General features: G+C 53.7%; 10 protein-coding genes. 7 read left to right on the top strand and 3 right to left on the bottom strand.

Going from position 1 to position 13,139, the window contains the following annotated elements:
• Nucleotides 1-177: 177 nt before the first annotated feature.
• The 5 genes from ABGU93_RS03090 (at nt 178) to ABGU93_RS03070 (ending at nt 7,116) form a co-directional block, all read left to right on the top strand.
• A complete protein-coding gene (locus tag ABGU93_RS03090; protein ID WP_347412044.1) occupies nt 178-1,530 on the top strand; it encodes an aspartate aminotransferase family protein in 1,353 nt (450 codons plus the stop codon).
• 277 nt (nt 1,531-1,807) lie between these two features.
• Nucleotides 1,808-2,365: an XRE family transcriptional regulator gene (locus tag ABGU93_RS03085; RefSeq protein ID WP_347412043.1), complete on the top strand. Its 558-nt coding sequence runs from the start codon at nt 1,808-1,810 to the stop codon at nt 2,363-2,365.
• 380 nt (nt 2,366-2,745) lie between these two features.
• Nucleotides 2,746-3,963 (top strand): acetylornithine/succinylornithine family transaminase, encoded by a 1,218-nt coding sequence (locus ABGU93_RS03080; protein WP_347412042.1) that lies wholly within the window; start codon nt 2,746-2,748, stop codon nt 3,961-3,963.
• Nucleotides 3,964-4,456: 493 nt separating this feature from the next.
• Nucleotides 4,457-5,941, top strand: a complete 1,485-nt coding sequence (locus ABGU93_RS03075) for an APC family permease (protein ID WP_347412041.1) — start codon at nt 4,457-4,459, stop codon at nt 5,939-5,941.
• Between the two features lie 29 nt (nt 5,942-5,970).
• A complete protein-coding gene (locus tag ABGU93_RS03070) occupies nt 5,971-7,116 on the top strand; it encodes an iron-containing alcohol dehydrogenase (protein WP_347412040.1) in 1,146 nt (381 codons plus the stop codon).
• A gap of 153 nt (nt 7,117-7,269) precedes the next feature.
• Here ABGU93_RS03070 and ABGU93_RS03065 read toward each other — a convergent pair whose 3' ends face one another.
• Both ABGU93_RS03065 and ABGU93_RS03060 read right to left on the bottom strand, forming a co-directional pair.
• Complete coding sequence (locus ABGU93_RS03065) at nt 7,270-8,061, bottom strand: hypothetical protein (RefSeq protein ID WP_347412039.1); 792 nt, start codon at nt 8,059-8,061, stop codon at nt 7,270-7,272.
• Nucleotides 8,062-8,462: 401 nt separating this feature from the next.
• Nucleotides 8,463-8,615, bottom strand: a complete 153-nt coding sequence (locus tag ABGU93_RS03060; RefSeq protein ID WP_347412038.1) for a hypothetical protein — start codon at nt 8,613-8,615, stop codon at nt 8,463-8,465.
• Nucleotides 8,616-8,733: 118 nt separating this feature from the next.
• On the opposite strand from ABGU93_RS03060, the gene ABGU93_RS03055 reads away from it, so the two are divergent.
• Together ABGU93_RS03055 and ABGU93_RS03050 are read left to right on the top strand one after the other, a co-directional pair.
• Complete coding sequence (locus ABGU93_RS03055; RefSeq protein WP_347412037.1) at nt 8,734-9,591, top strand: hypothetical protein; 858 nt, start codon at nt 8,734-8,736, stop codon at nt 9,589-9,591.
• 178 nt (nt 9,592-9,769) lie between these two features.
• Nucleotides 9,770-12,574, top strand: a complete 2,805-nt coding sequence (locus ABGU93_RS03050) for a GLUG motif-containing protein (RefSeq protein ID WP_347412036.1) — start codon at nt 9,770-9,772, stop codon at nt 12,572-12,574.
• 204 nt (nt 12,575-12,778) lie between these two features.
• On the opposite strand, the gene ABGU93_RS03045 is transcribed toward ABGU93_RS03050, so the two are convergent.
• Nucleotides 12,779-13,093 (bottom strand): RsiV family protein, encoded by a 315-nt coding sequence (locus tag ABGU93_RS03045; protein ID WP_347412035.1) that lies wholly within the window; start codon nt 13,091-13,093, stop codon nt 12,779-12,781.
• Between the last annotated feature and the right edge of the window lie 46 nt (nt 13,094-13,139).

The following is a 13,139-nucleotide window of genomic DNA, read 5'->3' as shown; positions in this document are numbered from 1 at the left end:
TACCCGATAATTTAGGCTGGTTGGCCATTGCGCCTGGGGTTGGCTGTGCTATAATAACAGACATAAACAAGACAAGGAAGTCGCTTCCCGGTCTTGTTTTTTTGTTTTTTGTGGAACCGCCGGCAAAGCTCACGGAACTTTCGCAATTAGCATTAGTTTAGAAATGAGGAGATTAAAATGTTAAAAAATGCTTTACCAGAAATAATTACCGATCAGGTACCCGGGCCCAAGGCCGCGGCCATCATTGCCCGCAGAGAAGATGCCATTCCCGGGGCCATCAAATGTGTTTATCCGCTGGTCATCGACAAGGGCGAAGGCGCGATGGTCGAAGATGTTGACGGCAATCACTTTGTCGACTGGGTTGGCGGCGTCGGGGTGCTGAACATCGGCTACTCCCATCCCGAAATCGTGGCGGCGGTGAAAGCCCAGTCCGAAAAGTATTTTCATGGCATGTTCAATATCGTCACCCATGAGGGCTATGTGGCGCTGGCCGAAGCGATGAACGCGATTGTGCCGGTTCGGGGCGCAGAGAAGATGACCTTTTTTGCCAACAGCGGTGCCGAAGCCGATGAAAATGCCGTTAAAATTGCTAAAGCATTTACCAAACGACCCAATATCATTGTCTTTTCCGGGGCCTTCCACGGGCGTACGATGCTGACGATGACGATGACCGCGAAAAAAGCTTATGCCCACGGCCTGGGACCCTTTCCCGATGGCATTTATCGGGCCCAGTTTCCCTATCTCTACCGCAACCCGGCGGGAATGAGCCCGGCGGATGCCATCGCCTATTACACCGACAGCATTGAGCGGGTCTTTGAAGAAGCGTCCCCAGCCGAACATGTGGCGGCGATTGTGGTGGAACCGCTCCAGGGCGAAGGCGGTTTTATTCCTGCCCCGCTTCCGTGGATCAAAGCAGTCCGCAAAATCTGTGATGACAAGGGCATCTTACTGATTGCCGATGAGGTCCAGACCGGCTTTTGCCGCACCGGCAAGATGTTTGCCTCGGAATACTGGCAGGAAGTCGGGGTGGAGCCGGATATTATCACCACCGCCAAATCAATCGCGGCTGGATTGCCGCTGAGTGCCATCACCGCCCGCACAGAAATTATGGAAGCCGTCAAAGGCGGCACCATTGGCGGCACCTATTGCGGCAATCCGGTGGCCTGCGCCGCGGCCCTGAAAGTCATCGAAATCATGCAGCGCGACCGCCTGGCGGAACGGGCCTGCGCAATCAGCGACATCATCATGGCGCGCTTTAACCGCTGGCAAGAAGACTACGCCGTCATCGGCGATGTCCGGGGCCTGGGCGCCATGGTCGGGATTGAATTTGTCAAAGACCGAACCACCAAAGCGCCATACCCGGAACTGGTGTCCGCAATTGTCACCGAAGCTGCCCAAAACGGCCTGATCATCGAAAGCGCCGGCGTCTACGGCAACGTCATTCGCTTCCTGGCCCCCCTGGTCATTACTGACGCCCAGCTTCAGGCCGGCCTGGATATTTTTGAAAATGCGATCATCAAATGTGTGTAAACCCTTATTAATTGGCTATGTAATAAATAGAGTATTTTGTAATTCAGGCGATAATTTACAATAAACTTATGGTTAAATGCCAAACCCAGTACCGACAATTGTTACATCATGTTGTTTGCATCAAGGCGAACAGGTTGATAAACCTGTCCGAATTGCAAGCAAACAACAGATTAACAATTGTCGGTACGGCAGTTGAGTGCAAACAAAGATTTTGGCTAGCCGTTGATTTTAACTGGCGGTTAAGTTAAACTTAGCCTTAGAGAAAGTCGAGGCGAAGATGATGGATTACTTGAATAAAAATATCTCAATCAATTTAAAGGCGATCCGCCGGGAAAAAGGCATGAGTATGGACGAGGTCGCCGAACAGACCGGGGTCAGCAAAAGCATGCTGGGCCAGATTGAACGGGGCGAAGCCAATCCCACCATTGGGACCCTCGGCAAGATCGTCAGTGGGCTTCGGGTCGATCTGTCCGACCTGACCCGGACCCCGGGGCTCGGCGTCTATGAGGTCAACCGCCAAAAGCTGATCCCCTCCAAAGAGGTGCCCGGTCAGTATGCCGTTTACACCTATTTTCCCTATGAAAAGAACCGCTTGTTTGAAATCTATGAAATTGAAATTGAACCCGGGGCCTGTTATGTCAGCGGCGCCCATGGTCAGGGCACCAACGAGTACATCGTCGTGCACGCCGGTGAATTGACCCTGGAAATCGACAATGTCTTTTATCAGATCAAAAAAGAAGACGCCATCTGTTTTGGCACCGCGATGAAACATACCTACTGGAATAAGGGCGATGCGCCCCTGAAATTTATCACGGTGTTCGTCTTTAAACAGTAGCAAAGCCGGCTAAGCGCACCGTTTGAGCCGCGCTGATGACCGTGTCGTCGTGCAATATAGTGCACAATAACTTATCATTTAATGAACTGTATCCCTTTAAATAGCGATTTATAAAAATATTTAAATAAAAATACAATGTGTGTTGACAATATAATGCACACGTGTTATATTGTAGATGTCAATTGACAGGACGAAGGCGTTCGAAACATGATGGTTCATGTTCCGGCGTTTTTTTTTTATTGATTTGACAAACGAAGAGGTTTGTCAGAAATAAAAAATATGACTACATGAACAATAATTGCTTTGCTGGCGTAAACCGGCAGCAAAGCTCACGGCATTATGGTATAACACAACGCTTGAACAGGGAAAGGAAATTTGGAATGAAACTGAAAGACACCGGACTAACAAAAGAGGAACTAAAGCAAAAAGTTGACACCTATATGATTGAAACCTACGAACGGTTTGATTTTATCGCCGAGACCGCGAAAGATATGTATATTTATGATGAAAATGGCGAGGCCTACCTCGATTTTTACGCCGGGATCGCCGTTAACAGCGCCGGCAACTGCAATGATAAGGTAGTCGCCGCGGTGCAGGATCAGGTCGCCGATGTGATTCACACCTTTAACTACCCCTATACCATCCCCCAGGTCCTGCTGGCCGAAAAGATCTGTACCAGCATTGGCATGGATAAGATCTTTTTCCAGAACTCCGGGGCTGAATCCAATGAAGCGATGATCAAAATGGCCCGGAAATATGGGGTCGAAACCTATGGCCCAGAACGCTACAACATCGTCACTGCCCGGATGTCCTTTCACGGCCGCACCATGGGTGCCCTCAGCGCCACCGGCCAACCGGACAACGCCTGCCAGATTGGCTTTGGCGACATGACCCCGGGTTTCAGCTATGCTGAGTTTAACAACCTGCAGTCCTTTAAAGACGCGGTCAACGACAACACCATCGCCATCCTGATTGAACCGGTCCAGGGCGAAGGCGGCGTCCATCCGGCGACGATGGAGTTTATGCAGGGGCTGCGGGCTCTCTGTGATGAAAAAGGTTTGCTGTTGCTGCTGGACGAGGTTCAGACCGGCTGGTGCCGGACCGGGGCGATTATGTCGTATATGAATTACGGCATCAAGCCCGATATCGTCTCCATGGCTAAAGCCATGGGCGGCGGCATGCCAATCGGCGCCATCTGTGCCACCGCGGAGGTCGCCAAAGCCTTTACGATGGGCTCCCACGGTACCACCTACGGCGGCCATCCGGTATCCACCGCCGCCTCGCTGGCGCAGATCACTGAGCTGCTCGACCGCGACCTGGCTGGCAATGCCCGGGAAATGGGCGCCTACTTTATGAACCAGCTAAAAGGTCTGCCCAAGGTCAAAGAAGTCCGCGGCCAGGGCCTGCTGATCGGGGTGGAATTTGAAGACGGCATCTCCGGCGTCGATGTCAAACACGGCGTGCTGGCGAAAAAACTACTGATCACCGCCATCGGCAAAAACATCATCCGGATGATTCCACCACTGATCGTCTCCAAAGAAGATTGCGACAAGGCCTACGGCATCATCGCAGCAACGGTTAACGAACTGATTAACTAAACAAAGCACTTAATTATACAAAGCACTGAACATAGCACTTAAATTAAATAAAATAGAATCGATTATCTAAACAATGGGGTTTTTACAGCAAAACAGCTGCCGGTCTGAATCAACAGACCGCCAGCAAGCGGCTGGTAAGGACCCCGTTTTTTTTATTGACAATGGTCAACCGTTATCGGTGAGAGAAGATCGGCAAAACGTGAGCAAGGATAACAAAAAAACTGTCGGTTAGCTGAAACCAGTACCGACAATTGTTACATCATGTTGTTTGCATCAAGGCGAACAGTTGCCAGGATAGAGTAATTTATTTGGTCTTCAGAATTCGCAACTGTACGAATTGTAAGCAAACAACAGATTAACAATTGGTCGGTACGCTAGTAAAGAACTAACGTCAAGCTTTAACCAAAAGCTCACGAAACCAACGCAATTATTTTAACAAATCCCAAAACGAAAGGAGTGTATGATTCATAATGCGGATCATACAAAAAGAAAAATGAGTGAAAAAACAAACAAGTCAAAATTTGACAAAGTGTTGAGCACCAAAGACATTTTTGTGTTGGCCTTTGGGGCCATGATTGGCTGGGGCTGGGTGGTTAACACCGGCATCTGGATTGAAACCGCCGGGGCCCTGGGCGCGGCGCTGGCCTTTGTGATCGGCGGCATTATGGTGCTCTTTGTCGGGCTGACCTATGCCGAACTGACCGCGGCGATGCCCCAATGCGGCGGCGAGCATGTCTTCAGTTATAAGGCCATGGGGCCCACCGGGTCGTTTATCTGTACCTGGGCGATTATTCTCGGGTATGTCAGCGTGGTGGCCTTTGAAGCCGTCGCCTTTCCGACCGTCATCCAATATCTGAGCCCCAATTTCCTGCAGGGCTATATGTACACCGTCGCCGGCTTCGATATTTACGCTTCCTGGGTAGCGGTCGGTGTGGTCACCGCGATTATCATTACCGTCATCAATATTTTGGGCGCCAAAACAGCGGCCAAACTGCAGACTATTTTTACCGCCTTAATTGCCGGCGCCGGGATCCTGTTAATTGCCGGATCAGCCGTCAATGGTGACCCCGCCAATATTGTCGGCAATATGTTTGGCGGCAGCATTGAAGCGGGCACCACGGCGCTGGGCAGCGTCCTGACGGTGGCCGTGATGACTCCGTTCCTGTTTGTCGGCTTTGATGTGATTCCCCAGGCCGCCGAAGAAATCAACGCCGGCTTCAAGAAGATCGGTGGCATTATGATTCTGTCGATTGTGATGGCAGTGGCCTTTTATGCCCTGGTGATTCTGGCGGTGGCCTATGTGATGCCAGCCAGTGCAATGGCAGATTCCACCCTGGTGACCGCTGATGCGATGGGTCTGGCTTTTAACAGCGCGATCATGACCAAGGTCCTGATCGTCGGCGGGATGGCCGGGATTATCACCAGCTGGAATTCGTTCTTAATCGGTGGCAGCCGGGCGCTGTACTCAATGGCCGAATCGAAGATGATTCCCAAAGTCTTTGCCAAACTGCACCCGAAATATAAAACCCCCGTCTATGCCATTGCCCTGATTGGTGTCCTGTCAGTGATTGCCCCCTTCTTTGGCCGCAAAATGCTGGTCTGGATTGTTGATGCCGGCAGCTTCGGAGTCTGTCTGGCCTATGCGATGGTGTCCTTATCGTTCCTGATCCTCCGAAAAAAAGCGCCCGATATGAAACGACCCTACCAGGTTAAATATGGGACCTTTGTGGGGATCATGGCGGTATTACTGTCTGGTTTGATGACGCTGCTATATGTGATTCCGTTGCCCTTTGCTTCGACTGCCCTGATCTTTGAAGAATGGATCATGGCCGGCGGCTGGTCGATCCTCGGTGTGATCTTCTACGGTTACTGCAAGTTCAAGTATGGCACGGAGTTTGGGGCCCACATGGACGTGGAATATGAAGACATCGATGAACAACCCGTCTTCGCCGGCCGGATTGGCAGCGTCACTGAATAACCCACCGGGATTTGTGAAAGGATAGACCTATGAATAGTTTTAGTTTTAAGATACCGCAGGAAATTATCTGTGGGGTGGATAGTATTGAGAAATTGCCGGAGCTTTTGGGGAAGCAGGGGCTTAAGAAGGCGATGGTGATTTCGGGGCCGCATCTGAATAAGATGGGGGTGGTGGCAAAGATTACCGATATTCTGGGGCGGGCCGGGCTGGCTTTTGACAGCTTTACCGAAACCGAAGCGAACCCCTCGGTGGAAACCGTCGATAAGGCGACCAAGGCCTTTTTAGACAGCGGCGCCGATTGTATGATTGCCCTCGGCGGCGGTTCGCCGATGGATGTGGCCAAGGCGGTGGGGGTGCTGGCCAAGTTTGGCGGGTCGATCGGGGACTATGAGGGCGCTGACAAGGTGCCCGGGGCGATTGTGCCGCTGATTGCGATTCCCACCACCGCTGGCACCGGATCGGAGGTGACGGCTTTTGCGGTGATCACCGACCGTGCCCGGAATTACAAACTGACGGTGTTCAGTTACGAACTGCTGCCGGCAGTGGCGGTGCTGGATCCGACGCTGGTGATGACGACCCCGGAAAAAACTGCGGCAGCCTGCGGGATTGATGCCCTGGTGCATGCCATCGAGGCCTATCTGTCCAAGGCCGCCTCACCGTTTTCTGATGCCATGGCCGAAAAGGCGCTGACCCTGATCGGCGCCAACATCCGCCGGTTTGTGGCGGATCGCACCAATCCCGAGGCCGCGGCGGCGATGCTCTATGGCAGTATGTTTGCCGGGATCGCCTTTGCCTGGGCGCGGCTGGGTAATGTCCATGCGATGGCGCATCCGCTAGGCGGCTACTTCGATGTTCCCCATGGGGTGGCCAATGCGGTGCTGTTGCCGACGGTGCTGGAATTTAATGCCCTGGCCGATACCGGCCGCTATCAGACCATTTATCAAGCGATCAAAGGCGGGGCTGGCGGGGCCGCTTTCACGCCCCAGACACTGGTCGATGAGGTCCGCCGCCTGACCGCGGCCCTGGGGATTCCCCAGACCCTCAGTGAAGTCGGCGTCACCGCCGAGATGATCCCGGCGATGGCCGTAGACGCCATGAAAAGTGGCAACATTCTGGTCAATCCCCGGGCCACCACCCTGATCCAGATCGAAGATCTGTACCGGCTGGCGTTGTAGCAAGTAATTAACGGCGGTGAGCCTGGTGATCAGTTTCGCACGAAACAGTTGTTACACTGTACGGCGGACAGGCTATCGCCTGTTCGCCTACACGTTACACACCTGTTTGTGGAAACTGAGCACCAAGCAATAATTGATCGGTACGGCAGCGGCTCAGTCGTCACGGTGGTGGTGGGGGTGGTTGCAGCTGTGGCTGTGGACATGGGGCTGCTCCGCTTTGGACTTATGCTCAATAAAATCCGTATACGCGGCATGGATGGTCTCGTAGTTTTCAAAAATACTGAGATTATCGATATTGTCGTGGATTGCACCAAGCAGTTCATGGACATGATGGCGGTTTATGTAGTCCGGCAGGCTGACATCAAAATTGACGTAGCTCCCAATCGCCAGCGCCTGGGCGTAAAATTCCGCCAGCGATGTCATATGCGAGGTCAGATCAAAAGACAGCAGGCTTTCGTAGTTCGGCACGGTGCCACAGAGATAGGAAGAGAGCACTGCTTTTTTATCGGCGCTGATCAGGTTGTAGAAGAGGTTGAAGCCGCGGTACCAGGCCCGGACGTCAGCCAGAAATAAAAAACAGGCCGAGTCCGGAAATTGCGCCGCCCGCAAATTGGCGACCTGGTATTTATCCTGAATATCGGTATAATCGATCAGGCGGGTGTATTCATAGGCAATCGCATGGCCGTATTGCTGGGATTCGTCAAAAAGGTCTTCGTGGAGCAGCAGATAATAATGCGGATCCACCTCATCCGGCATGACCAGCAAGTGCAAGCAGTCATCTAGCTCCTGTTTGGATGCTTTGATAATCGCCTCGTCACAGCGGGTATTGGCCAGTTTCAGCCGTTCATGGTAGAGATCGGTGGTGACGATAAATTCCAGCGGGTAATCCTTCTCAACCTGGTAAACCATCTTATATGTTTGGATCATGTTATCTATAACAGACATGGGGCGTTCCTCCTTGCATCGGTGCAAATTTGTCAACATACTTAATAAGTATAACCGTTTCTGTGGATACTGTAAACTATAGAAATTAGATCATTGATAAAGCGAGTAGGCTGGCGGTGGTAGTCAGCCCTTTTGTTGTCAGAAGTTTTTTAAACCGTAATGAAAAAAATATTTTACCGGGGGATTGTGATTAACCTGGTGTTTCTGGCTTTGCTGGTAACGGCGGATTTTTCCCTTGTCAAGGCGGGGCCAAAACCATATAATAAATGAATCAGGAGCGACAACCATAACAGTCGTGTAAGCGACTGATAAAGGATAGGAAGGGAGGGGAACACCATCGACGTTATTTCAGCTCAGGCCGCGGCCATTAAATGGGGCGTTCATATCCGCATTGTCCAGCGCTATTGTCGTGACGGGCGGATCCCCGGGGCCCAAAAATATGGTAACAACTGGCTGATTCCGGCCGCTGCCCCCAAGCCCCGGGATGGTCGCCGAATCGCGCCGCCACCACCGCCGGCGCTGGCGGCAGAGCTAGCGGCACTGATCGATGCCACCGCCACGCCACTGCCCGGGGATCACCCCGATGGGATTTTAGCGTCCCTCACAGCGCCCCGGCTGCGGCGGCTCTATCAGAGCGAGCTGGCCTACCTGCGTGGCGATTTCAAACAGTCGATGCGCTGCTATAGTGACGCCGGCCGGGACGAGGCCGCCAGAATCTGCGCCGCCCCCCTGGCCATCGCCGCGGCCATCAGTATGGGGGACTATCCCTTTTATAGCACCGTCGACAGTGATCTCAAAAAAGCGATCCAGGTCCATCCGGGGACGGTGGTCGCAGCGTATGGCGAGATGACGCTGGCCGCCGTCGCAGTCAGTTCAATCGCCCCCAATATGGCTCCGGACTGGCTCAAAGCTGGCGATTTCAGCGCTTTCCCGGTGACCTTAAAACCCTACACGCTGTATCTGCGGGCCAAGTATTTTCAGTGTCTGGGGGACTATCAGGCGATGCTGGCAGTGGCCCAGACGGTTCTGACGCTCCACCCGGTGGCCCCGGCGATCACCAAGATCGACCTCTATCTGCGGTTGATGTGCGCCACCGCCTGCTATGGTCTGGAGCAGCACGAGGCGGCCCGAAGCTATCTGCTGGAGGCAATGGCGCTGGCCCTGCCCCATGGTTTTATCACCCCCTTTGCCGAGTCGGTGACGGCCTTCGGGGGACTGCTGGAGCAATGCCTGAAGGAGTCCTACCCCGTCGCCTACCCGGCAGTGATCGGGCAATGGCAGAGCACCTGGACGAACTGGATTTCTTTTCACAATCAATTCACCCGGGATAACATCACCGATATCCTGACCCTGCGGGAATTTCATATCGCAACGCTGGTGGCCCGGCGGGTCCCCTATGCTAAAATTGCCGAACAGTATGGGGTCTCGGTGGGGCGGTTGAAAAATATCATCACCGATATCTACAGCAAACTGCTGGTTTCCAACCGCGATGAATTGGCTCAGTACGTCTTTCAGGCCCCCAAACCGTGACTTTTTGCCGGTCAAAAGGCACTTCCCGGGACCATCATTTACCCCTATAATAGTAGTGTAAGCTATAATAGGGGTTTTTCTTTGCCAAAAACCGGATCAGGAGAACCAAAACAGTAGCACCTTGCGGGTTGCAGCGATCAAATGATTGGTAGATTTAATAAATATGAAAGAGGACAAGATGAAAAGAAAGATTATCGGAATACTGGTGATGGTGGCCATGATGGGGATGCTGGGGGCGATGCCGGTCATGGCGGGGGAAATTACGGCACCGGATAACTATGTCTTTACCACCGATGCAAGCGGCGTTATTCAAATTGGTGGTGTGGAGGCGTTGACCGAATTTTCTAAATATGTCAATGATGAGGGTGGAAATCCTGCTGCCAATGCGGTACTGACGACGGATATTGCGCTAAATGCGACAGACGATTGGGAGCAGTGGGGACCGGAAACAACCGGTTTAACGGCCTGGACCCCGATTGGGAACTGGATGAACCAGTATACTGGTAAATTTGATGGCGACAACCATACCATCAGTGGTATTTATCTCGTTGGAAATTGTAATGCTGATGGACAGGGCCTTTTTGGCGAGTGTCGAGGTGAAATTAAGAACCTGAAGGTAGCGGCATCTTGTTTTAATGTACGCTCTATGGCTGGCGGGATTGCCGGTATTATGCATGGGGGCAGTATTACGAACTGTCAGGTTGAAGCGAATCTGGTTGGTATTACGCCGGTTGCTGAACGTATTGGTGGTATCGCCGGTTATGTGGACGAAAATACGAGTATCACTAACTGTTACAGTACCGCAAATGTGAACGGGAATCAATATGTGGGTGGTATCATTGGGTATATGAATGGCGGTCGGGTAGAAAACTGTGCCAATACCGGTACCATTGTGGGAAATTCAAGCGTGGGAGGCATTGTTGGATTTAGCAGTGCCAGCAGCATTGCTAATTGTTATCAGACCGGGGCGGTTACCGGAGGGGATGCTTTGACCGGGGGGATCTTAGGTAAAAATAATAGTACAGCAAACTGCAGGAACTGCTATTACCTGAGCGGCTCGGCGGTTTACGGAGACCTTGCTGCGCCAACCATCGCCGTTGGCATCGGTAATACGACAACAGATGTCGCCGGTCAAACCGTGGCCAAAACCGATGCGGCCTTTGTCTCCGGCGAAATCGCCTGGCGGCTGCAAAAGGGTCAGACGGTGCCGACAGATCCGCACTGGGGACAGCTGCTGCCGGTTGAGCCATTGCCCTTACTGAAAGGCAGCGACCCGGTTTGCCAGGTCAGCTTTGCGGCCGACAATGGGATGGTGACAGCGGCCACAGCCTATGTCAATCAAAACGGCACGGTGACTCCACCGCCACCGTCAGCCGGATATGTCTGGCAGGATAGCAGTCAGGCGGTCTTTACCGCCGCGACCACCGTCACCGGGGACATCAGTGTCCGCTGTGAGATTGCCACCCTGCCGACGGCGGCAGCGGTCTATGGTACCAAACTGCGGGATATTGCTTTTAGCGGCGGTAGTGTTCCCACCGCTAACTGGAGTTGGTCCGCCTCGGCAACAGATCTCGATTCGCTGCTGGCGGTGGGCAATGACCTTGACTATTCGGCAACCTATACCCCAACCGATGCTACTTTTGATACAAAAACCGTGGCCATCGTACCAACCATCACCCCCCGCAGTCTGGAAGCTGCCGGGGTGACCATCAGTAATCCCCCCAACGTCAATTATAGCGGTGCCGCCATCGAACCGCTGCTCACCGTTGTCGATAGTGGCGCAGTGATCACGACGGCTGATTACAGCATCAGCTATGCCGACAATGTAAACCCCGGTACCGCGACGGTGACGATTAGCGGTCAGGGCAATTATCAGGGGACGGTGTTCCGGGCCTTTACGATCACCGCATCCGGCGGCGGTGGCGGTGGCTACACCCCGCCAGGCATGAGCGGGATCACGGTGACACCCCGGGTCATCAGCTTTGACCCGAGCGGCCAGATCACCGTCGATATCAGTGGTCTGCCACCTGAAGCCAAGGTATTTTACAGTCTTGACGGGATCACCTACAGTACCACCCCGCCGGCCATCACCCGGGCTGGGGAATACCTGCTGTATCTTCGCATCACCTGTAACGGGTATCAGGACTTCAACACCCAGACCCTGGTGCGGGTGGGTAAACAGTCGCCCCCCAAGGTCGGTGAGTTGGAGTTGCCGTTGCCACCGAAACTACGGGAGTATACGATCCTGCTGGGGCAGCCACTGCCGGCCGATCGCGGCCTGACCCAATATCAGGTGGAATTGATTGACGATCCCGAAGCGCTTTTAGATGGCCCGCCGACCATCGCGGCCGACGGGGCGATGACCTGCAATTTCCGTCGGCCACTGAATAATGCCGATGTTGAAACCAGCCAAATGGATGACCAGGCGACGGCCCGGGAGAGTGACGGCCTGACCACCGCCGCCCGCACCGCCACCATCACAGTGCTGGTGACCATGGAAAATTATGAAGATACCACCCTGACCGTGGTGGTCAGCGAAGCCGAACCGATCGGCCTCCGCTACCAGACCCATATTCAGGACTACGGCTGGGAAAACGACTGGGTTACCGCCGGGGCACTATCCGGCACTGCCGGCCAGTCCAAACGGTTAGAAGCCCTGAAGGTCGAGCTGACCGGCGATGTACCGGCCGGCGCCAGTATTGAAACTGCCGTCCATGTTCAGAATCAGGGCGATCTGGGACCCTTTGCCATGGGCAGCGCCGCCGGTACCAGCGGCCTGGGGCTGCGGCTGGAAAATATTTGCCTGACCCTGACTAACCTGCCCGGCTATAGCCTGCGCTACAATGTCCACGTTCAGAACCAGGGCTGGCTGCGGGACGAAGCGGACCCCAGCAGCTGGTTTACCTCCGGCGAAGTAGCCGGAACGGCGGGCCAGAGTCTGCGGTTGGAAGGGATCCGGATGGTGCTGGTGGAGGATGAGTAATTGCCGCCAGTGGTGGCGGTAGTGCTTCCGCAAACGGCGACCAGTCTTGAGGCGCGCATCTTTTGTGATGACGCCGGTACCGGGACCAGAATAACCTAAAAAAATCCCCCCGCCCCAGCTGTTGCCGGGACGGGGGCACCATGGCGGCCCTTGGCCGCTATTTTTGTGCTGATTTTTTGATAAACAGAATCGGTCGGTGGCACTTTAAATCAGCGTCTCCACATTCTCCAGCAGATCGGTGCGGCTGTAGGGAATCAGCAGTTCGACCCGACCAACCACGCCGGGGGCGACTTCGTAGGGGTTAAAGTAGACACAGACGCCGGCATTGGTGAGGTAGTAGGGGGAGTTGGCGTTGTTGGCCTGGACCCAGCTGGCTTCGAGGTTGTCATAAAAGCTGTCCAACGTATTCTTGACCGCACTGTTGTCATAAAAGATCGGCCGTTCGTAGCGGGAGCCGTAGACCCAGCGGAGGGTGTCGATGTCATAATAGTTCTGTGACTGGGTCTGGCCGATGATCACGTTGTAGGGGCCGACAAAAGGCCGGGACGTTTTTTAAAACTGTGTT

Source organism: Acetobacterium sp. (assembly GCF_039830195.1).
In the GTDB taxonomy this organism is placed as follows: domain Bacteria; phylum Bacillota; class Clostridia; order Eubacteriales; family Eubacteriaceae; genus Acetobacterium.
This window is presented reverse-complemented; position numbering and strand designations above follow the sequence as displayed.

Coding starts and splice junctions, on each gene's coding strand:
- ABGU93_RS03090 (WP_347412044.1), top strand. CDS start 178: ATGTTAAAAAATGCTTTACCAGAAATAATTACCGATCAGGTACCCGGG.
- ABGU93_RS03050 (WP_347412036.1), top strand. CDS start 9,770: ATGAAAAGAAAGATTATCGGAATACTGGTGATGGTGGCCATGATGGGG.
- ABGU93_RS03070 (WP_347412040.1), top strand. CDS start 5,971: ATGAATAGTTTTAGTTTTAAGATACCGCAGGAAATTATCTGTGGGGTG.
- ABGU93_RS03065 (WP_347412039.1), bottom strand. CDS start 8,061: ATGTCTGTTATAGATAACATGATCCAAACATATAAGATGGTTTACCAG.
- ABGU93_RS03085 (WP_347412043.1), top strand. CDS start 1,808: ATGATGGATTACTTGAATAAAAATATCTCAATCAATTTAAAGGCGATC.
- ABGU93_RS03080 (WP_347412042.1), top strand. CDS start 2,746: ATGAAACTGAAAGACACCGGACTAACAAAAGAGGAACTAAAGCAAAAA.
- ABGU93_RS03055 (WP_347412037.1), top strand. CDS start 8,734: ATGCGCTGCTATAGTGACGCCGGCCGGGACGAGGCCGCCAGAATCTGC.
- ABGU93_RS03075 (WP_347412041.1), top strand. CDS start 4,457: ATGAGTGAAAAAACAAACAAGTCAAAATTTGACAAAGTGTTGAGCACC.